General features: G+C 69.8%; 14 protein-coding genes. 8 read left to right on the forward strand and 6 right to left on the reverse strand.

Going from position 1 to position 21,371, the window contains the following annotated elements; genetic code table 11:
* Nucleotides 1-59 precede the first annotated feature (59 nt).
* From ACFPN9_RS19425 to ACFPN9_RS19440, 4 genes are all read right to left on the reverse strand, one after another.
* On the reverse strand, nt 60-1,196 hold the full coding sequence (locus tag ACFPN9_RS19425; RefSeq protein WP_066720564.1) for an ABC transporter substrate-binding protein: 1,137 nt from the start codon (nt 1,194-1,196) through the stop codon (nt 60-62).
* A gap of 79 nt (nt 1,197-1,275) precedes the next feature.
* Nucleotides 1,276-2,160, reverse strand: a complete 885-nt coding sequence (locus tag ACFPN9_RS19430; protein ID WP_066720567.1) for a shikimate dehydrogenase — start codon at nt 2,158-2,160, stop codon at nt 1,276-1,278.
* A 111-nt stretch (nt 2,161-2,271) separates the two neighbouring features.
* Nucleotides 2,272-3,201 carry a LysR family transcriptional regulator gene (locus tag ACFPN9_RS19435; RefSeq protein WP_066720570.1) on the reverse strand — a complete coding sequence of 310 codons (930 nt, stop codon included), beginning with the start codon at nt 3,199-3,201 and terminating at the stop codon, nt 2,272-2,274.
* 89 nt (nt 3,202-3,290) lie between these two features.
* A complete protein-coding gene (locus ACFPN9_RS19440; protein ID WP_066720573.1) occupies nt 3,291-3,785 on the reverse strand; it encodes a DUF4142 domain-containing protein in 495 nt (164 codons plus the stop codon).
* A gap of 162 nt (nt 3,786-3,947) precedes the next feature.
* Between ACFPN9_RS19440 and ACFPN9_RS19445 the strand changes: the two genes are divergently transcribed.
* The 6 genes from ACFPN9_RS19445 to ACFPN9_RS19470 all read left to right on the forward strand — a co-directional run bounded on the left by ACFPN9_RS19445 (nt 3,948) and on the right by ACFPN9_RS19470 (nt 16,311).
* On the forward strand, nt 3,948-4,700 hold the full coding sequence (locus ACFPN9_RS19445) for a hypothetical protein (protein ID WP_066720576.1): 753 nt from the start codon (nt 3,948-3,950) through the stop codon (nt 4,698-4,700).
* Between the two features lie 116 nt (nt 4,701-4,816).
* Entirely contained in the window at nt 4,817-6,829 is a 2,013-nt protein-coding gene (locus ACFPN9_RS19450; RefSeq protein WP_066720578.1) for an autotransporter assembly complex protein TamA, read from the forward strand.
* Nucleotides 6,829-11,163 carry a translocation/assembly module TamB domain-containing protein gene (locus ACFPN9_RS19455; protein ID WP_066720580.1) on the forward strand — a complete coding sequence of 1,445 codons (4,335 nt, stop codon included), beginning with the start codon at nt 6,829-6,831 and terminating at the stop codon, nt 11,161-11,163. The genes ACFPN9_RS19450 and ACFPN9_RS19455 overlap by 1 nt, the downstream gene beginning before the upstream one ends.
* 644 nt (nt 11,164-11,807) lie before the next feature.
* Nucleotides 11,808-13,028 (forward strand): porin, encoded by a 1,221-nt coding sequence (locus ACFPN9_RS19460; protein WP_377817525.1) that lies wholly within the window; start codon nt 11,808-11,810, stop codon nt 13,026-13,028.
* Nucleotides 13,029-13,292: 264 nt separating this feature from the next.
* On the forward strand, nt 13,293-15,641 hold the full coding sequence (locus ACFPN9_RS19465; RefSeq protein ID WP_377817454.1) for an OmpA family protein: 2,349 nt from the start codon (nt 13,293-13,295) through the stop codon (nt 15,639-15,641).
* Nucleotides 15,642-15,651: 10 nt separating this feature from the next.
* On the forward strand, nt 15,652-16,311 hold the full coding sequence (locus tag ACFPN9_RS19470) for a hypothetical protein (protein WP_068075129.1): 660 nt from the start codon (nt 15,652-15,654) through the stop codon (nt 16,309-16,311).
* Nucleotides 16,312-16,317: 6 nt separating this feature from the next.
* Here ACFPN9_RS19470 and ACFPN9_RS19475 read toward each other — a convergent pair whose 3' ends face one another.
* Both ACFPN9_RS19475 and ACFPN9_RS19480 read right to left on the reverse strand, forming a co-directional pair.
* On the reverse strand, nt 16,318-17,220 hold the full coding sequence (locus ACFPN9_RS19475; protein ID WP_068075126.1) for an alpha/beta fold hydrolase: 903 nt from the start codon (nt 17,218-17,220) through the stop codon (nt 16,318-16,320).
* A gap of 141 nt (nt 17,221-17,361) precedes the next feature.
* On the reverse strand, nt 17,362-19,434 hold the full coding sequence (locus ACFPN9_RS19480) for a transglycosylase SLT domain-containing protein (protein WP_068075123.1): 2,073 nt from the start codon (nt 19,432-19,434) through the stop codon (nt 17,362-17,364).
* Nucleotides 19,435-19,602: 168 nt separating this feature from the next.
* Here ACFPN9_RS19480 and dapA point away from each other — a divergent pair, with 168 nt between their 5' ends.
* Together dapA and smpB are read left to right on the forward strand one after the other, a co-directional pair.
* A complete protein-coding gene (dapA, locus tag ACFPN9_RS19485; protein ID WP_068075120.1) occupies nt 19,603-20,496 on the forward strand; it encodes a 4-hydroxy-tetrahydrodipicolinate synthase in 894 nt (297 codons plus the stop codon).
* Between the two features lie 153 nt (nt 20,497-20,649).
* A complete protein-coding gene (gene smpB / locus ACFPN9_RS19490) occupies nt 20,650-21,126 on the forward strand; it encodes an SsrA-binding protein SmpB (RefSeq protein ID WP_068075117.1) in 477 nt (158 codons plus the stop codon).
* The last annotated feature ends 245 nt before the right edge of the window (nt 21,127-21,371 follow it).

Below are 21,371 nucleotides of genomic sequence, written 5' to 3' on the forward strand. Positions count from 1 at the left end.
ACGACCCCCACCCCTAACCCCTCCCCACAAGGGGGAGGGGAACCCGGTTGTGCATCGACTTACGGCTTGATCTTCGGCAGCGTCGCCGTGATCACCTGCTTGCCGTTCTGGACCTCGGCGAGGAAGCTCTCGCGGTCGAGGTCGCCATTGGTCTCGATCGTGGTCTCGATCAGGATGCCCGGCTCCTCGGAGGGCTTGATCGTCGCGCCGCGCAAGCTGTCGGCGACGCCCTTCTTGTCGAACTTCTTCTGCTTCTCGGTCGCCCACTTGATCATGTGGACGGCCATGTAGCCCTTCAGGCCGTTATGGTCGGAGGCGTAGTTGTACTTCGCCTGGAACTTCTTGCCGAATTCCTGGAAGGCCGGGATCGGCGCGTCGATCGACAGGCCGACATGGCCGCGCACGCCGTTGGCGGCGTCGCCGGCGAGCTCGATCACCTTGGCGCCGAGCAGCGTCGTCTCGCCGACCATCGGCTTGGTGATGCCCTGCTGCTTGGCGGCGCGCAGGAAGCGGGCGCTCTCCTCCTCGTTCAGATAGACGAAGACGGCGTCGGCATTGGCATTCTTGATCTTGATCGCGTCGGCGGCGAAATCGGCCTGGCCCTGCTCGGTCGAGACGTCGGCCGCGACCTTGATGCCGACCTTTTCAAGCTCGGGGATGATCGCGTCGCGCCCGCCCTTGCCGAAGTCGTTGTTGACCCAGACCACGGCGACCGAGCCGGCCTTGACCGTGTCCTTGAGATATTTGGCGATCTTCGGCATCGCCGCAGCCTGGCTGAGCGAGGTGCGGAAGAGATACTGGTTGCCCTGCTTGGTCAGGCCGGCCGCCTCGCCGCCGACGATCTGCGCGATTTCGGCGCGCTGCGCGATCTGCATGGAGGCGCCGATCGGGCCGGAGAAGACCGGGCCGAGCACCGCATAGGTGCCTTCGTCGATGGCGCGCTGCACGGCGGCGCGGGTGTTACCCGGGTTGGTCTGCGTGTCGTAATGCACGATCTCGATCTGTCGGCCGAGGATCCCGCCCTTGGCGTTGATGTCCGCGACGGCGAGGTCGATGCCGTTCTTCCAGTTCGTGCCGGCGGTCGCGCCCGCGCCCGACAGCTCGACGACGTTGACGAGCTTCACCTTCTCCTGCGCCAGCGCCGGCGCAGCCAGCCCGACTGTGACGGCCGCAGCGATGATCCATGGGGTCTTCATTCTTGTCTCCTCCAGCTCTGGTTTTGGTCTTCTTGGTCTTCTTGGGTGGCCCTTGGGCCGTGTTTGACGTGGCGTGATCTCAGGCTGCGCGGTGCCTGGCCTCCTGCGCGGCGAGGGATCGGTCGAAGGCGTCGGCGATCGCACCCTCCGGGGCCTGGACCCCGGTGAACAGCGCAAAGGCGTCGACGGCCTGGTTGATGCTGAGCTCGCGGCCCGTCATCACCATGGCGCCCGCCTTCTGCGCGGCTTTGAGCAGCGGTGTCCAGAGGGGATGATAGACGGCGTCCGCCACCCACTGCGACTTTCGGATGAGGTCGGCGGGGACGGGGCTGTCGCGGTTGGGCAGCATGCCGACCGGCGTGCCGTTGACGAGCCCCGCCGCGCCCGACACCGCCGCCTCGACGCTGCTGCAGATCTCGACCTGCGCGCGCGTGCCGATCTGGTCGGCCAGCGCCTGCGCCTTGGCGCGGTCGCTGTCATAGAGCCTCAGATGGCTGACGCCGCAGCCGGCCAGCGCGAAGCCGATCGCCTTGCCCACCCCGCCCGTGCCGATGATCGCGACGGGGGCGTCGCCATCGCTGCGCCCAAGCGCGCGATAGGCGGTGGCGAAGCCGGTCGCGTCGGTGTTGTGGCCGGTCAGCACGCCGTCCCGCGCCACGACCGTATTGACCGCGCCCATCGCCCGCGCTTCCGGAGACAGCGCGTCGAGCAGCGGCACCACCGCTTCCTTGTAAGGGTAGGTCACGTTGATGCCCGAGAAGCCCATGCGACGGACGCCGTCGAGGATCGAGACCAGATCGGCGCGATCTGCGTCGGCGACCTCGATCAGATGGTAATGCAGCTCGAAGCCGGCGGCGCGCGCGGCGGCCTCATGCATCGCCGGCGCGGCGGAATGGGCGATCGGCGTGCCGATCAGGCCTAGCAGCACGCGCTTCGTCCGGTTGGCGATGGCAATGTCCGGCATCGTCTCGTCCCTGTGGCTCCCCCATCATGATCGCAGGCGTTGCCGCCATCAGATAAGCTGATCGCTCGCGCTAACGCGATGACCAATTTGATCGCATTACCTAACTTGATGTTATCCTGCCAGCCGGCTTCTTGCCTCTGGGGCACGCGGCCGGACCACAGCGTCCATCTCCTGCCGCAGCAGCGTCACGAAAGTCTCGGCATAGACGGACGGCGCCTTGTCGTTCTTGATGGCGACATAGGTCTGGAACTGCGTCGGCTCGGCGATCGGGATGGTCGTGATGCCCTGCATCGAGCCATGCGCGACGGTGAACTGGTCGATCACGGCGATGCCGAGCCCGGCGCGCACCAGCGAGCAGACCGTGGTGCCGAAGCGCGCCTTGATGACGATGTCGTAGGCGAGACCCTGGCGGGAGAAGATCTCGGCCATGATCCGCCCGTAAGGGTCGTTCGGGTCGATCCCGATCAGCGGATGGCGCACGATCTCGGTCGCCGAGATCACCGGCCGCCCGGCGAGTTCGTGACCGTCGGGCACGATGCAGAGCAGCTCGCCCCGGCTCAGCGGCAGGAAGTCGATGCCCGGATGGTCGAGCTTGTAGCTCATCGCCGCGATCTCGCCGCGCCCGAGCAGCAGATAGTCGAGCGCCTCCTCGATCTTGAGGATGTTGATGTCGAGCCGAAGGTCCGGGTGCTTGCGCTTCAGCTTCTCGATCGCGCGCGGCACCATCACATGGCAGATGCTCGGCACCGAGCCGATCCGCAACTCGACCCCGCCGCCGCGCTCGATCCGCGCCAGCGTGTAGTGGAGGTCGTCGACTTTCTTGTAGACCCCGTTGATCTGCTCGAAGATGTCCTTGGCTTCCGGCGTCGGCACATAGCGGCCGTGCCGCCGCTCGAACAGCTTCAGCCGCAGCGTCTTCTCGGTGTGCTTCATCAGCCGGCTGATGCCCGGCGCCGAGACCGCGAGCAGCTTGGCCGCGCCGCTGATCGTGCCCGTGATCATGATGGCGCGGATCACCTCGATCTGCCGCAAGGTGAGCATGGCCGTTTTCGTCCCCTCAACCTCTTTTGACGCCGAGCGGAGGGGAGCGGCGCCCCGCTGTCAAGCGAGCCGGGCAGGGAAGGCGGTTGTTATGGCTTCGGCAGCGCCTTGGCCTCGGCGTCGAGCTTTTGCAGGGTCGGCAGCGTCTTCTCGGCGAAGGCCTTGAGTTCGGGGTCCGAACCGCTCTCGGCATAGGCCGCGATCACGGCGAGGCTCTCCTCCTGTGCCTGCCGTTGCGCGGCGACATAGGCGCGGTCGAACTCCAGGCCCTGCAGCGCCGCGAGATCGCGCAGAAGATCGAGCTGGCGCCCGTCCGGGCGCTCCGGCAGCGCGATGTCGGAGCGCTTGGCGATGATCTGCCGCAGGCTGCTGCCCGTGGTGCCGCGGTCGTTGGCAAGCCGGTGGGCGAAGCTCTTGATCTCGGGCGAGGTGGTCTTGTGCAAGGCGAGCGTCGCCGATTCGACGGCAAACATGGTCGAGACCGCGGCCTTGTGGACGAAATCCTGCGGCGGCATGGCCGTCTGCGCGCCGGCACCGAGCGACCAGATCAGGGTCGCGGTCATGATCGGGAGAAGCCGTTTCATCGCGGCGAACTGCCTTTCCGGAAGGTCTGTGGATACGGGGTCAACCCGGCTGCGCCACGACGGTTCCCCACCACCGCGGGGGTGGCCTCGCGCGCGCGGCTCGTGCAGGGTGCGCCCCGGACACCGGCCAGGCCGGTTCGATAAGGACAGGGACGAGACGCCATGCCGACCACCCACGAGACCCTGCGCGCCGTGCTCGTCGCGAGCCGCCGCGACAGGAGCCTGATCGAGATGGCCGCGCAGCCGGTCCCGGCCTCATTCCTCGACGGACTGGCGATCCAGGCCGACATCGCGAAGACACTGGGCCATGCCGAAGCGGGCTGGAAAGTCGCCATCGCCGAGGACGGCACGCCCGTCGCCGGCCTGATGCCGGGCCCCTGGCTCGCCCCCGGCGACGTCTATGACGGCGCGATCGGCGCCGAGCTGCGCGTCGAGATCGAGATCGCGCTGCGGCTGGCGAAGGACGTGCCGATGCGGCCGAATCAGCCCTATTCGCGGGCCGAGCTGCTGGCGCATTGCGACAAGGCCTATCTCGGCATCGAGATCGTCGAGAGCCGTCTCGCCAACTGGCAGGGCGTGCCCTTCGCCCTCTGGCTGGCCGACGCGCTCGGCCATGGCGGCTACTATCTCGGCCAGGAACTGGACATGAAGGTTCTGGACGAGGTCGCGGGGCTGACCTGCTTCATCTCGCTGAACGGCGTCACGATCTACGATCAGCCGGCGGTCCACGCCAATGGCGATCCGGTGGCGCCCTTCCTCGCCTGGGCCAACCGGAAGGATGAGCTGATGGGCGGGCTGCGCGCCGGTCAGATCGTCACCACCGGCAGCCTCTGCGGTGGCGTGCTTTCGCCCGGCAAGGGCGAGATCGTCACCAAGCTCGCCCCGCTCGGCGGCGTATCGCTAACGCTTCGTTAGCCACACCGCTCGAATCCGGCGCATTTGCCCGCGCCGGTTTTGTTTCTGTATGGTTGCGGCAGGAACCTCGCTAGAGTGGTCCCGTTGCGTCGTGGGGGGAGTTGCTTGGAGGTTGGATGCGGTCCTGGCGGAGAGCGGGCAGCGCGCTTGCGCTGAGCGGAAGCTGTGCGCTCGCCCTGATGGTCGCGCTGCGGCCGGTTCCGGTGCAGGCTTTCGACCTGTCGTCGCTGGACCTGTTCGGGCTGTTCACGAAGAAGGAGGAGCCGCCGGCGGTCAGCCAGGCGACGCTTCCCTACCGGCTGGAATTCGATCTCGGCGGCGCCGATGACGCCAAGGCGCTGACGCGGACGCTGCAGGACGCCTCGCTGCTTTACCGTCTGCGCCAGGACGCGCCGCCCGACGGCGAGACCCTGGCACGGCGGATGGCGGCCGATCTCAACCCTCTGGTCGATGCGCTCTGGTCGCAGGGCTATTTCGATGCCGAAGTCGCGCTGGTCGTCGATGGCGTGGCGCTGCGGGTCGGGGCGGAACCCGATGCAAGGCTGATCCGCGCCCTCGAATCGCACCGCAACCGAGAGGCTGTGCCGATCACCGCCACCATCCGCCCGGGGCCGGTCTTCGCGCTGCGCAAGGTCGACGTCGCCGAACGGGGCGCAGCGGGCGCACCCGCCATCGACGACCCGCTCAAGGTCAGCCGGCTGAAGCCGGGCGACCCCGCCACCTCGGCTTCGCTGCGGGCGGCGAGGGCGGCATTGGTCGATCATCTGCGCGCCCAGTCGCGTCCGCTCGCCAAGGTCGTCGATCTGCAGCCGGTGGTGGACCATGCCGCCCGCACGATGGATGTCACCTATGTCGTGGAGCCGGGGCCGGTCGCCGGTTTCGGCACGGTCTCGGTCGAGGAGACCGGCGACATCCCGCCCGAGGTCATCCGCTCCTTCATCTATCTGGAGCCGGGCGATCGATATTCGCCCAAGGCCCTCACCGACACACGCAAATCCATCGGCACCATCCCCGCCGTCGGCTCGGTGCGGATTCGGGAAGACGAGCGGCTGGACGGCGCCGGCAACCTCCCGATCTTCGTCGAGGTCACGGAGCGGCCCAAGCGCCTGCTTGGCTTCTCGGCGCGCTATTCGACCATCGATGGCCCGGCGGTGAAGACCTATTGGGAGCACCGCAACCTCTTCGGCGGGGCCGAGCGCCTGCGGCTCGAGGGTGATGTCTTCTTCGCCCCCCGCATCGACGGCACCAAGATCACCAAGTTCGACGATTTCGAGCGCTCCGATCTCGGCGGCCGCTTTGCCTTCAGCTTCCTGAAACCCGCGCTGTGGGGCAGCCGCTATGACTGGCTGCTTGACGGCGTCGCGACGCGCCAGCGCGTCGGCACCAACCGCTTCGGCGGCTACACCGCCCGCTACGGCAATGTCACGACCGCGATCCAGCGTCGCTTCAGCGACACCTTCTCGATCTCGGCGGGGCTCGAGGTCGAACGAGGCCAGACCTCGGACGTGCTCGGCCAGGTCGACTATACCCTCGTCGGCATCCCGCTCTCGGTGAAATACGATTCGACCGACAGCCTGCTCGACGCCACCCGCGGCATCCGCGCCACAGCCTCCGTCGCGCCCTATCCGACCTTCCTCGGCTCGACCGTCGGGATCGTCCAGAGCAAGGCGTCGCTCGCGGCCTTCTACGCGCTGGACGAGGATGCGCGCTATGTGCTCGCTGGCCGCGTCGGGCTGGGCTCGATCGCTGGCGCCGATCTCGACGAGGTGCCTGCGACCCGGCGCTTCTATGCCGGCGGCGGCGGTTCGGTGCGCGGCTATGCCTATCGTACGCTCTCGCCACTCGGCCCGCTCAACCGCCTGACGGGTGGGCGCAGCCTGTTCGAGGCCTCGCTCGAGGCGCGCATCAAGGTGACCGACACCATCGGCGTCGTGCCCTTCTTCGATGCGGGCACCGCCTTCGAGGGCAGCGTGCCGGACTTCAAGCAGCGCCTGCAGATGGCCGCCGGTCTCGGCCTGCGCTACTACACGGCCATCGGGCCGATCCGCGTCGACGTCGCCGCGCCGCTCAACCCGCGCAAGGGCGATAAACCCGTCGCGCTCTATGTCAGCATCGGGCAGGCCTTCTGATGCGGACAAATCTCACATCGCTGCGGCCCCTCGCGCTGCGTCTCGCCCTGCCAGCGCTGCTGTTGTTGGCAGCTCTCGTTGCCTTCGTGCCCTTCGGCGGCATCGCCCAGAACGCCCAGACCGATCGCGGCGTGGTCGCCGACCTGATCTCGAAGGCGCTCTCCAGCGACACCAGCCAGGTCTCGATCGGCGCGGTCAACGGCGCGCTCTCCTCCGATGTCGAGATCCGCGACATCGTCCTGTCGGATCGCGACGGCCCCTGGCTGCGGCTGGACCGCGCCCGCCTGATCTGGACACGCAGCGCCTTGCTGCTGCGCCGTCTGGACATCGACCGGCTCGAGATCGGCAGGCTCGAGCTTCTGCGCAAGCAGGCGCCGCCACCCCCGGGCGCCGCCCCGCCGCCAGATGGCCCGATCCTGCCCGAACTGCCCCTGAAGGTGATCGTCCGCGCCTTCCAGTTGAACGAGCTCGCCCTGGGCGAGCCGGTGGTTGGCGTCGCCGCGCGGCTCGGTGCCACCGGTTCGGCGAGTCTTGGGCCGCCGAGCGAGGGGCTGGACCTGCGGCTCGCGGCGCGCCGTCTCGACGCGCAGGGCCGTTTCGACGTCAACCTCTCCTTCGTGCCGGACACGACGCGGCTCCAGCTCAACGTCAAGCTCGACGAGCCGGCCGGCGGGCTGATCTCGAAGATCGCCGGCCTCCCCGGCGAGCCGCCGGTGACGCTCGATCTCGGCGGCGACGGGCCGCTCGATTCCTTCGGCTCGACCCTGATCTTCAATGCCGGCCCGACCATCGGCGCACGCGGTGATGCCCGGCTCGACCGGCGCGGTACCGAGCGACTGCTCACCCTGGCGCTCGATTCGCGCATCGAGGGGCTGATGCCGGCCCCCGTCGCGCCGGTCTTCGCCGGCTCGACACGGCTCGACGGCGCTGTCGGCTTCCCGGATGGCGGCGGCGTCGACATCCGCAGTCTCGCTCTGGTCTCGGCGCTGGCGCGACTCGATGTGGGCGGGCGCACGGCGGCCGATGGCACGCTCGATCTGCGCGTCACTGCGGCGGCGCTGCCCAACGCCGGCGGCAAGACGGTCGCCTCCGGCACCGAGATCGGCCGTCTCGCCTTCGACGCGACCATTCGCGGCCCGGCCGCGGGCCCGACCATCGTGGCGACTCTCGACGCGCGCGAGGCGCGCCTGCCGGCCGGCGGATTCGAGCGCCTCGGCCTGACCTTCAACGCCACCCCCACCGGCCAGATCGGCCAGCCCGGCACGCGCATCGCGCTGACGGCGGATGGCGAGGCGGCGGGAATCAGTCTGACCGACCGGGCGCTTGCGCGGGCGGTGGGGGAGCGCGTCACCTTCACCCTGCGCGGCACGGCGCAGGATGACGGCACCGCCGATTTCGAGACGCTGCGGCTCGCCCTGTCGGGTGTCGAACTCGACTACAAGGGCAAGGCCGGCAATGTGCGCACGCAGGGGCGCCTCCAGGCCGTGCTGCCGGATCTCGCGCGCCTGAGCGGCCTGGCCGGGCGCCCGCTCGGCGGCCGGGCCGAGATCGCGGCCGAGATCGACGCCACGCCGCGCCGCAACGACTATGCCGCGACCCTGAGCGGGCGAGGGGAGCGCCTCGCCACCGGCGACGCCCGCCTCGACCGCCTGCTGGCGGGCCGCCTGACGCTCGACGGCCGGGTCAGGTCCTTGGCGGAGGACATCACGGTCAGCGGCCTTCGGCTTGCCGGCGAACATGCCACGATCACGGCTGATGGTGGCATCGGACGCCAGGCCTCCGATCTGCGCCTCGCCCTGGCGCTGCCCGATCTGAAGCGCGCCGATCCCCGGCTTTCGGGCCGCGGCGACCTCACGGCGCAGATCAGCGGCCCGCGCGACAGGCTCGACGCCACGGCCCGGCTCGGCATCGCCGACGCGACGGCACTCGCCCGCCCGATCCCGCGCCTGACCCTGGATGCCGTGATCCGCGATCTGCAGGGCGCGCTCGACAGCCGCCTGACCCTGAACGGCGAGATCGATTCCCGGCCCGCCACGGGCACCGTCGCGCTCGCGCGCCTGCCGGGAGACGGCTGGAATCTCTCGGCGCTCGACATCGCCATCGGCTCCGTCCAGCTGAACGGTGGCCTGACGCTCGATCCCGCCAGCCGCGCCGAAGGGCGCATCACGCTCGCCGCCCGAAATCTCGACGATCTTTCGGCGCTCGCCTTGACCAAGCTCGGCGGCCAGCTCGACGCCGATCTCCGCCTCGCCGTGGTCGAGGGGCGCCAGAATCTTGATCTCACCGCCAAGGGCACGAAGCTCGCCGGTCCCTCGCTGGCGATCGACCGTCTCGACGCCACGGCGGCCGCGCGCGACGTCTATGGCCGTCCGCAGCTTGATGCCGCGCTCGCCATCGACCGCGCCGTTCTGGCCGGCGAGGCGATCAGCGCCATCCGCTTTGAGTCGAAGGGCGCGCCCGAGGCCAGCGCCTTCACCCTGAGCGCCGCCGCGCGCGGCTTTGCCCTCAACGGCGCCGGCCGTCTCGTTCCCGGCGAACCGCTCAGCCTCGAACTGGCGAGCTTCGAGGCGCGCCGCGACGGCCGGCGCATCGCGCTCGCCAACCCTGCCAGCTTCCGTTTCCCGGCCGGGGGCGTCGAGATCGGGGGCTTCGCGCTGGCGATCGAGAACGGGCGCCTGACGCTCGCCGGCCGCGCAGGGGAGACGCTCGATCTCGACATCGCCGCCCGCAACGTCCCGCTTTCGGCCGCCCGCATCATCGCGCCGGGCCTCGACCTCGCGGGGACGCTGGAGGCGCAGGCGAAGATCGGCGGCACAGCCGCTGCGCCGACAGGGCCGTGGAGCGTCAGGATTTCACGTCTGGTCACGCCCGAGACGCGCCGAGCCGGCCTGCCGCCGGTCGAGATCGCGGCATCCGGCGCGCTGAAGGGCGAGGTCGCGAGCGTCGATGCGACGGTCAATGCCGGCCGTGGCGCAACCCTGACGCTGCGCGGGACAGCGCCGCTGAACGCAGCCGGCGTGCTCGACCTCGTGGCGCAGGGCCGCGTCGATGCCGCGCTCGCCAACCCACTGATCGGCGCGCAGGGTCAGCGCGTCACGGGCAGTGTGGCGCTTGATCTTCGCGCGGCGGGCTCGCTCGCCGCTCCGCGGCTGAGCGGGTCGGCCACGCTGAGCGGCGGCAGCTTCACGGATGTGCTGCAGGGCGTCCGGTTGACCGCGATCGAGGCGCGGGTCGCCGCCAATGGTGAAAACCTGACGATCGAACGCGCCAGCGCCAGCACGCCCAATGGCGGCACGCTCTCGGCCACGGGGCGGGTCGAGCTTGATCCCGCTGCGGGCTTTCCGGGGTCCATCCGGATCCAGGGCAATCGCGCCCAGCTCGTCTCCAGCGATATCGTCACCGCCGTCGCCAACCTCGGCCTCGACATCGCGGGCCCGCTCGCCCAGCGGCCGCGGATCGGCGGGCGCGTCGACGTGCTCTCGCTCGATGTTAAGGTGCCCGACCGGCTGCCGGCGACCCTGCGTCCCGTCGACGGCATCAAGCATATCCGCCCGACCGGCACGGCGGCCGCCCGCCTCGCCGCGGATAAGCGCAACGCCCGCCCAGCCAGGCGGGGTGCCCGTCCGGCGCCGGCCTTCGACGCCGCGCTCGCGCTCACGGTTTCGGCGCCGAGCCGTGTTTTTGTCCGGGGCCGTGGCATCGATGCTGAACTTGGCGGGCAGCTCAGGGTCGGCGGCAGCTTGGCGGCCCCGCAGCTCGACGGCGGCTTCGAATTGCGCCGCGGGCGCCTCACCGTGCTGAGCCAGCGTCTCGATTTCAGCCGCGGCAGGCTGACCTTCGCGGGTGGAACGCTGCCGGAACTCGACTTCGTAGCCGAGACCCGTGCCGGGGACGTCACCGCCCGCGTCATCGTCACCGGCCCGGCCGATGCGCCGTCCTTCGCCTTCACCTCCAATCCGGATCTCCCGCAGGACGAGGTGCTGTCGCGCCTGCTCTTCGCGCGGGCGTCGGGTTCGCTCTCGCCCTTCCAGGCATTGCAGCTGGCGCAGACGGCGGCACAGTTCGCCGGGGGCGGCGGCGATGATTCCTTCGAGCGGCTGCGCAAATCCCTCGGCGTCGACAATCTTGACATTCAGGTCGGCGCCGGCGGCCCGACCGTCGGCGTCTCGCGCTACATCAGCGACAACGTCTCCGTGGGTGTGAAGGCGGGCGCGCGGCCGGAGGACAGTGGTGTCTCGGTCAACATCGATCTGACGCGCCGACTCAAGCTTCAGGCCGAGACCAATGCCGAGGGCGGGGCGGCGGTCGGCGTCGGCGCCGAGTGGGAGTACTGATTCGTCCGCGCTTGCGGCGCGGCGACCCCCGTTGAGCGGGCCCGCCTGCCCGCCAGCCGCCGATCTCAGCGACATGGACTGGCGGAGCGGCCCGATCGTCTGAGGGGGAACGGGGGAATCGGGCCGCGCGGCGACGGGCGGCAGGGCTCACGCCGATTCCACCCTGGAACGCCTCGAAACGGGGCTTGCCGGTCGGGCGCGGTTAACGGTTGGTAAATTTCGCCCGTCAAAGCGTGGCCTGCCTGCAACACCGCATTCCAAAGCACCCCCCTGCGGCTCTCGGCGGCGTGATCGCGGTTGATCGGCATCCGGGCATTCGTATGGTTGTCCTGCGTCGGGACGTTCCCGGTCGCTGTTTTTCGTCTTCGCCTCTGAATGGTCAGGGACGCGGGCGAAAGACCGGGAACAAGCTGGTTCGGTGATTGGGTCTCCTGGGGCTGGTCACCAACAGAACTGGCGGAAGCCCGAGGGTCTCGAAACTCTTTTGGAGGTTACCAATGAAGCTCGTTAAGAGCCTCCTCCTCGGTTCCGCCGCCGGCTTCGCCGCGGTCGCCGGGGCTCAGGCCGCCGACCTTCCCTAGCGGAAGGCCGCTCCGGTCGAATACGTTCGCGTCTGCTCCGCCTACGGCGCGGGCTTCTTCTACATCCCCGGCACCGAGACCTGCCTCCGCGTCGGCGGCCGTGTCCGCGCCGAGTATGTTGTCGGTGAGCGCTTCGGCGAGTCCGACGCTTACGGCACCCGCGCCCGTGGCCGTCTGAACATCGACGCCCGCACCGCGACCGCTTACGGCACGCTCCGCACGTTCATCCGCTACGAGCTGACGAACAACTCGGGCATGTACAACAACGGTTCGGCCGGCTTCAACGTCGGTGGCACCGTCGCCGGCTTCAACACGATCGCCGCTTCGGCGACGACGTCGCTGGTCGATCTGGCCTTCATCCAGTTCGGTCCGATCACCGCCGGTCGCGCGCAGTCGTTCTTCGACTTCTACGCCTCGGACTTCAACTTCAACTCGATCCGCACGGCTGATACCCGTCTGAACCTGTTGGCCTACACCGCCACCTTCGGTTCGGGCTTCTCGGCCACGATCTCGCTCGAAGACCGCGTCTCCGGCGCCGGCACCGGCGGTGGTCGCGATCTCGGCGTCGGCTCGCTCGCCGGTGCGACGCTCGTCCGTCAGGGTCAGGATTATCCGGACCTCGTCGGCTCGCTGCGCGTCGATCAGGGCTGGGGCTCCGCTCAGCTGTCGGGTGCCGTCGGCAACCGCAAGGGCGCTGCTGCCGTCGGTCTCGGCGCTGTCGAGGGTGACGAGTTCGTCTGGGCCATCCAGGGCGGCGTGAAGATCAACCTGCCGATGCTCGCCGCTGGCGACACCCTGTTCCTGCAGGCGGCTTACGCCGACGGCGCGCTGGGCTATCTCGGCTACACCGGTTCGGGCGTCGGCGCCTTCGGTCTCGGCCGCATCGGCAACCTGGCTCTGTTCGACACCGCTCTGAACACCGTCACGGGCTCCATGAAGAACTCGACCGGCTACTCGCTCGTCGCGGCCTTCCGCCACTTCTGGACCCCCACGCTGCGTTCGGAGATCTCGGCCTCGTACTCCGAGCTGAAGCTCGGCTACGTCACGCCGGGCACGGTCGGCCTGCAGCGCTCGATGGACCCCAAGGAGTTCATCGCCGCCGCCAACCTGATCTGGTCGCCGGTCTCCGGCCTGGATATCGGTGTTGAGGTTCTCTACTCGAACCTGCAGCTCCGTCAGCCGGTCGTCGCCGTCGACAACTTCGGCGTCCGTTCGAACGCTGCTCGCCTGATCAAGAGCGAGGACACGATCGCCGGCCGTCTGCGCATCCAGCGCGACTTCTGATCGTCTCGCAACGATCTGAATGGAAGCCCCGGGGAAACCCGGGGCTTCTTTCGTTTGGGCAGCTCGCTCCGGACTCAACTCCCTCGGATGGTTGACAGACAGCGGGTGAAGCCGCTTCCTGAGATCGCCGCTCCGCCTGGCCGGACAGCGCGACCTTCACCCGCAGCAGGGGCCCGGTCCGCTCGCTCCCCTGCGGGGCGCGTCGTCCAGGGCACCGACGTCGCGATGCGTCGGCCCGGACGAAGAGGGGCTTGGGGGTAAGGCATGTCGCAGCCGGGACGTTGGCTTTGGGGGCTGGTGCCGCTGGCGCTGCTCTGGGGCGCCGGAAACCTGTTTCTCGGGGAAGCGATCGAGCGCGATGTCGGGCGCCGGGCCGTCGCCGTGGCGGCGGCCGCGGCGGGCGAGGCGCCGGGCGCCCGCCCGGTCACCGCCCGGATCGACGGCCGCGACGTCACCATCAGCGGCGAGGCCCTGTCGGCGGATGGCGCGGCCCGCGCGATTGCCCGGCTGAGGGCCGAATTCGGCGTCCGGCGCGCGCTGGGTGGACTGTCCCAGGTCGTCGCCCAGAAGCCCTATAGCTGGTCGGCCACCCGCCGTGGCGATGTCGTCACGCTGACCGGCTTCGTCCCGGACGAGACGACGGCCCGCAGCCTCGTGGCGGCGGCGGAGCAAGGTCTGCCGGGCCTGCGCGTGGAGGATCGCCAGAGCTTCGCCTTCGGCGCACCGGCGGGCTTTGCGTCGATGGCGGCGGCCGTCCTCGCCGAACTGCCCAGGCTGGCTTCCGGAAAGGTGGCCCTCGACGATATGCGCTTCTGCATCGAGGGCATGGCCGCGACGCCGGACGCCTATCTCGCGCTGCGAAGCGCGCTGGCCAACCTGCCGCGCGAGGGCTTCCAGCCGGTCGCCTGCACGCTCGAGGCGCCGTCCGTGTCGCCTTATCGCTTCAGCGCCGAGAAACTCTCGCAGGAGGCGCTGCGGATCGAGGGGTTCGTCCCGCCGGCCCTGAGCGAAGCGGTTCAGGAGGCCTTGCGACGGGCCTTTCCGGCTCCGATGACAATCGAGGACCTCACCAAGCCCGCTTCGGGCGAGCCGCCGGCCTTTCTGACGCGCGTCACGCGCGCCTTGGGTGATCTCGCCCGGCTGCGGCAGGGGCGCGCCGAGCTGGAGGCCGATGCCTATCGCCTGTCGGGCGAAGGGCCGGACACCTTCGAGGCCTGCCAGGCGCTGCGCCTCCAGATCGCGCAGGGCGACGGGCCCGATTCCGTGGCACGGGCGACGATCGCCTGCCCGCCCGAGCCGCCTCCGCCGCCGCCCCCTGTGGAAAGCCTCATCCCGGCGCTGCCCGCCGTTCCCGATCCCGTCTTCCTGCCATCGGACCTGCCGCCGCCCGCGCCCGCGCCCGTTCCGGAAACGCCTGCGCCCCGCATCGAGGCCACTCCGGCGCCCGCCGTGACGCCGTCGCCGCCACCGCCGCCGCCAGCGCCTGTCGCGCTGGCCTGGTCTGCAACGCGTGGCCCGGACGGCCTGACCCTGCAAGGGCAGGCTCCGGATGCCGCAGCCCGCGACGCCCTTCTGGCGAAGGCGCGGGCCCTCGGATTGGCCGGGGCGGTAACCGATCGCCTCGCGATCGAAGCCAATCTGCGCGAGGCGGGCGACTATGCGGAGGCGACCGGCTTCGCGCTCGAGCTGCTCGGCCGGCTGAAAGCCGGCACGGTCACGCTGGCTGACAAGGCCCTCGGGATTGTCGGCGAGGTCGCGGATGGCGCCGCCTGGGCGGAACTCGATGCGCTGCTGCGCCGCCGGCCGCTGCCGGCGGGTCTCTCCCTGACCGGGGAGGGCGCCGCGACCGTGGTGCCGCGGCCCTATCGCCTCTCGCTCTCGGTCGATCGCAGCGGCCTGTCTCTCGCCGGCTACCTTCCCGATGCCCAGACCCGGGAGGCGCTGCGGGCGCTCGTCGAGGCTTCGCCGCTCAAGGGTCTATGGCGCGACGAGACGCAGCTCGTCCCCGGCGCGCCTCAGGGTTTTGCTGCCGCCGCGGCGATGGCCGTCGGCAATCTGCTGCGGCTGGATCTGGGCTCGGCCGAGATCCAGGACGATCGCGTCACCCTGCGGGGCCTGACCTGCCGCGACCTCATCCAGCGCGAGGTCGAGACCAGTGCGGCCTCCGGCCTGCCAGCCGGCTTCAGGGTCGATGCGGCCATCGGGCTGCGCCAGACCGGCTGCGTCGTCGATCCGCCTGCGACCTGCCAGAACGATCTCGACACGCTCACCAAGCGCAACACGGTTCTCTTCGCCCAGGGCACCTCGGTGGTCGCGCTCGATGCGCCGACCGAGCGCGTCATCGGCGAGGCGGTGGCGATCCTGAACCAGTGCCCGGCGGCCCGCATCACCATCGAGGGCCATGCCAACAACGACGGCGAGCGGGGCGGCTTCGATAATCTCGATCTGTCGGCTCGCCGCGCCCTGCGCGTGCGCGACGAACTGGTTCGCCGCGGCATCGATCCGGCGCGGCTCGAGACGCAGGGCTTCGGGACGAAGCGACCGCTGGTGCCGCACGGCCAGGCCGAGGCGCGGGCGATGAACCGGCGCGTCCAGTTCACGGTCGCGAAGTAAGGGGGCGGACATGCTGTATCTCGCCAGCCAGTTCGTCTGGTTCCTCGCTGCGGCCTTCGCGCTCGGTTTCGTCATGGGCTGGATCGGGCGGGACGGCTCCCGTCTGCGCCTCGGCGGAGCGGCCGTCGGCTGGTTCGCGGCCCTGTGGGCCGCAGGCGCCGGCCTCACCTGGCTCCAGTTCCTGAACGGCACGGCCGCGGTCTGGGTCGAAAGCGCGCTGCTGTTCACCGCCGTCTATGTCGCGGGCTGCATCCTGGGCGCGCTGCTCGCGCCGGCTCCGTCCGCCAGCACGGCCCATGATACAGGCGCCGCAGCGACGTTGCCGCCGGTGCCGGGCGAGGCGGAGATTCCCGGTCGGCGCCCGGCCGGGCTCGTCGCGGCGAAGCAGGCCGGGCCGGATGATCTCAAGCTGATCAAGGGCATCGGGCGCCAGAACGAGGACCGGCTGCAGGCACTCGGCATCTGGCATTTCGAGCAGATCGCCGCCTGGACGCCGGAGAATGTCGAGTGGATCGGCAGCTATCTGGCCTTCCCGGGCCGAATCGAGCGCGAGGACTGGGTCGGCCAAGCGAAGACGCTGGCAGCCGGCGGCGAGACCGATTTTGCAAAGCGGGCACGGGCCGGGCTGGTCGAGACCTCCCGCGACGAAGACGAACCGGCCAGGGCCTGAGCGCCGTCAGGCCGCCCGGCGTTCCGCCCGGGCGACGAGGCGGCCGATGCGCCGCACCATGTCCTTGCTCCCGAGCATCGGCGCATGGCCCTGGCCCGGCGCGACGAAGGTCTCGCAATCGGGATGGCGCTCGCCCATCTCGACCAGCGTCTTCTCCGCGAGCAGATCGGAATTGGCGCCGCGGATCGCCAGCATCGGCACGGCGTTGAGCCCGTCGAAATAGGGCCAGAGGATCGGCAGCGGCGCCTCGAGGTCGAGCTCCTCCAGCACCTTCATCAGATTGCTGTCGTAATCCGGCTTAAGCGGCCCGTCGCGGTCGGTCCAGGTCCGGCGTGCCATCATCTCCCATTCGGCGTCGCCGAAGAGCGGGAACTGCTGGTCGGCGAGGCGCTTCAGGATCTCGGCACCTTCCGCGAAGCTGCGCGGCAGCGGCATCTTGCCGACATAGCCGCGGATGCGCAGCAGTCCGCGGGCATCGATCACCGGCCCGATATCGTTGAGCACGACGCCGCGGATCGCGCCCGGCCGCGCCGCTCCCATCGCCATGGTCAAAAGCCCGCCTCGCGAGGTTCCGACGAAGACGGCCGCCTCGATGCCGGCCGCGACCAGCACCTGCATCACATCGTCCAGCTCGACGCGGATGTCGTAATTCTTCCAGTTGCGGTCATAGCCCGAGAGGCCGCGGCCGCGATAATCCAGCGCCAGCACGCGTCGCGGCTTGGCCTCGTCCTGCGACAGGGCGAGCGCGAGTTCGTGGAAATCAGCCGAGGTGCGCGCGAAACCCGGCAGGCAGACGATCGGCAGGGCGGGCGACGCCAGCGGTCCGTAATCGCGCGCATGCAGCCGCAGCCCGTCGCGGGCGGTGACGAAGAGCGAGGAGAAGCCGGTTATTGTTTCCGTTGCAGTCAATACTCAGCCCTCATCCTGAGGAGCGCCGGCAGGCGCGTCTCGAAGGATGGTTCCAGATCGCGCTGGAGCATCCTTCGAGACGCCGCGTACCGCGGCTCCTCAGGATGAGGGCTGCGCGAAACCAGCCACCTCCCGGCGACCCTAATCCCGCCGGCCGCCGCGCTTCAAGTCGTGGTCGATCAGATAGGCCGTGCGCTGGTTCAGCCGCTGGCGGTAGACCTGCAGGTTCTCCATCACCCGCTGCACATAGTTGCGCGTCTCGTAGAAGGGAATGCGCTCGATCCAGTCGACCGCGTCGACCTCGGGCTTGCGCGGATCGCCATAGGCCGCGATCCATTTCTTCACATTGCCCGAGCCGGCATTATAGGCGGCGAAGGTCAGGATGTACGAGCCGCGCCACTCCTTCAGCAGGTCGTTGAGATGGGCGGCGCCCATCTGCGCGGAATAGAGCGGGTCGCGGCCCAGCCGCGGCCAGTCGAAGGGCAGATTGGCGCGCCGCGCCGTCTCGCGCGCCGTCGCCGGCATCATCTGCATCAGCCCGCGGGCCCCGGCATGGGAGGTCGCGGTCGGGTCGAAAGCGCTCTCCTGGCGGGCGATGGCATGGACGATCGCGCGCTCCATCGGGTCGCCCAGCACGGAGAACTCCGGCACGCCGGTGGTCGGAAACGCGGCGCTGTCGAGGGGGAAGCCGCGCTGCAGCGCGCTCTTGCCGAGCGCCAGCAGGGCGCGCGTGTCGCCCTCGCGCTGGGCAATGGCGGCCAGCGCCTCGAGGGCCGGGGTAGTGTGGAGTCGCTGGCCGAGATCGACCAGCATCTGCGCTGCGAGGTCGCGCTCGCCGATCCGGTAGAGCAGTCGCACCCCGGCATGGCCGGGCAGATGCTGCAGCGCCGCCGCGGCGGAGCGTCGCAGCGGCAGATCGGGCAGGCCGAGCCGCGCCCGCGCCAGCTGCCCGTAATAGGCGATCGGATGTTCGGCCGCCCGCTCATAAGCCGTGCGCGCCTCGTTCTCCTTGCCCATCGCCTCCAGAGCGCGGCCCTGCCAATAGGCGGCGCGCGAAACCGAGATCGGCGTTTCGGCATGCCGCGCCGCCTCGCTGAAATGCTCGAGCGCGATCCCCGGCTGGTCGCGGAAGCGGAGCGCCACGAAGCCGGCATGCCATTCCGCGTCGATCCGCTCCGCGGCGTCCTCCGCGCCATGGCCGGCGGCGACGGCATAGGCGGTGGCGGCGTCGCCGTCGTCGAGCAGCTTGCGCGCGAGGAGGCGGCGCTCGATCCACCAGCCGTCGCCATCGCCCAGCAGGGCGGGGTCGCGCGGTACCCCGGCCAGCCATCTGGCCGCCTCCTGCGCCTTGTCGGCGCGGCGCGCTTGCTGCGCCTGAAGGAAAGCGAAGGAGACGTCGCCGCGTAGCGAGGCCGGCACCGCCGCGATCAGCGACGGCGCGATCGGCCGGCGCGCATCGCCGCTGGCGAGGCGGGCGCGGGCGAGCGGGACGTAATCGGCCGAGACCCGCGCCGCATTGCGCAGCGCGGCGGCATCGTTGCCGCGGAAGATGTAGCGCTCCGTCCGCAGGCGGTGGTCGGTGACGGTCAGATCCTGGCCGAACGCCGCCAGCACGATCTTCTCGAGCGGCGCGCCGAGATGGTCCTGCCGCCAGCTCTGGCGCGCGAGTTCGAGCGCCTCCGCGCTGCGGCCCTCCGCTGCCAGCGCGAGCGCGAGCGCGATGCGCCCGGCGGGGCTGGCCGGCTTCTGGCCTTCGAAGAAGGCCCGCACCACCGCTGGGCTCTTCCGCTCGGCAACCAGCATTTCCTCGGCGCGGCGCCGGAACAGGCTGGTCGCGGGGTAGTTCGGGTTCGCCTTCAGGAAGGCGTCGATCCGCGAAAAGGGCAGCACGCTCGCAGCGCTGCGGATGGCGACCCATTCGAGCAGCGTGCGCGCCATGCGCTCGTCGATCGAGGCGGCGATCGCGTCTCCCTCCGAGAGCTGGCCGCGCCGATAGGCGCTGACGGCTTTGGCGAGCTGGTCGAGATCGACCTCGGACGCCCGCAGCGCGTCGGCCGGGTAGGGCGGCAGCGCCGCCGTGGTCTCGACATCGACGGCATCGACGGGATCGCGCTGGGAGGGTTGGCCGGCATCGTCGCCGGCGAGCGAAGGCGTGGCCAGCAGCAGCGGCAGGAGCAAGGCGAACATCCGCGAGCGGATGGCAGGCGAGGCCATGGCGGGCTCCACGGTCGGGTGCGTCGCCAGCGATGCTCGGGGACGGCGGTTTATGAAGCGTTAACCATGCAAGGGCCTGTTTTTACGGCGGCCCGGCTTTGCCTGCCGGACGCGACAGTTTATGTGTGACGCCCTCGTTACGTTCATTCGCTCCAGGACGCTGCTTCCATGACCAAGCATCCCGCCTTCACCGGTTCGCTCCCCGCGCTGGTGACGCCGTTCAAAGGCGGTCGGATCGACGAGGAGGCGCTGCGTGCGCTGGTCGACTGGCAGATCGAGAGCGGGTCGAGCGGCCTCGTTCCGGTCGGCACCACCGGCGAGAGCCCGACGCTGTCGCATGACGAGCATCGCCGCGTCGTCGAGATCGTGATCGCCCAGGCGAAGGGCCGCGTGCCGGTCATCGCCGGCGCCGGCTCGAACAACACCACCGAGGCGATCGACCTCGCCATCCATGCCGAGAAGGCCGGCGCCCAGGCGCTGCTGGTCGTCACGCCCTATTACAACAGGCCGACCCAGGAGGGCATGTACCAGCACTTCAAGGCGGTGAACGACGCGGTCGGCATCCCGATCATCATCTACAACATCCCGCCGCGCTCGGTCGTCGACATGTCGGTCGAGACGATGGCGCGGCTCTACGAGCTGAAGAACATCGCCGGCGTGAAGGACGCGACCGCCAATCTCGCCCGCGTCTCGCAGCAGCGCCACGCCATGGGCCCCGATTTCATCCAGCTCTCGGGCGAGGACATGACCGCGCTGGCCTATATGGCCGCCGGCGGCCATGGCTGCATCTCGGTCGTCGCCAATGTCGCGCCGCGCCTCTGCGCCGATCTGATGACCGCCGCGCTGAAGGGCGACTATGCCGGCGCGCTGAAGGTGCAGGACCGGCTCGTGCCCCTGCACGACGCGATCTTCAAGGAGCCCGGCCTCGCCGGCGCCAAGCACGGGCTCGCTCTGCTCGGCCGCGTCGAGGAGGAGGTCCGCCTGCCTCTGCTGCCGGTGACGCCCGCTACCGGCAAGGTCATTCGCGACGCCATGGTGTTTGCGGGCCTGCTGAATACCTAGATAGAGAAGCTGCGTCCGTCCGGATTTCCCGGCCGACGCAGGAGCCGGATCCGACGGGTTGCAAACCCGATCGGCGAATCCGTCTCCAACCGAGATAGGGAGCCCGCGCCATCCGATCGGCGCGTGCTCTGGGAGCCCCTTCGCGGGCGAGAGATGATGAAGAAGCCCGATCCAGCCCGCTACCGCCTCGCCGCCGACAATCGCAAGGCGCGGTTCAATTACGAGATCAAGGAGACGCTCGAGGCCGGCATCGCGCTGCAGGGCACCGAGATCAAGTCCCTGCGCGGCGGCAAGGCAACGATCGGCGAGAGCTACGCCGGCCCGATGGGCGAGGAGCTCTTTCTCTTCAACGCCTATATTCCGGAGTATCTCGAGGCAAACCGCTTCAATCACGAGGTCCGCAGGCCGCGCAAGCTGCTGCTCCACCGCCGCGAGATCAACAAGCTGATGGGCGCCGTCCAGCGCGAGGGCATGGCCCTGATCCCGCTGAAGGTCTATTTCAACGACCGCGGCCGGGCCAAGGTCGAACTCGGCCTCGGCAAGGGCAAGAAGCTGCACGACAAGCGCGAAACCGAGAAGACCCGCGACTGGAACCGCGACAAGGCCCGGATCATGAAGTCGGGGGCGTGAGGCGCGTCGCGTGACAAAAAGGGCGAGGGAACCCCTTCTCCCCTTGGGGGAGAAGGTGGCACGGCGAAGCCGTGACGGATGAGGGCAGCGCCGCGGCTCGCGCCCTCATCCCCTGCCGGACCTTCTCCCCCGAGGGGAGAAGGAGGCTGACTTATCCCCGCTGCCCGAACCCATGCCTATTCTCCTCCCGCTCCGCCCGACCAAGGGGGCTGTCGCGAGGCATCGTGCGGCCGGGCGGGGTTGCG

It is taken from the genome of Allobosea massiliensis, from assembly GCF_042655245.1.
Lineage (GTDB): Bacteria > Pseudomonadota > Alphaproteobacteria > Rhizobiales > Beijerinckiaceae > Allobosea > Allobosea massiliensis.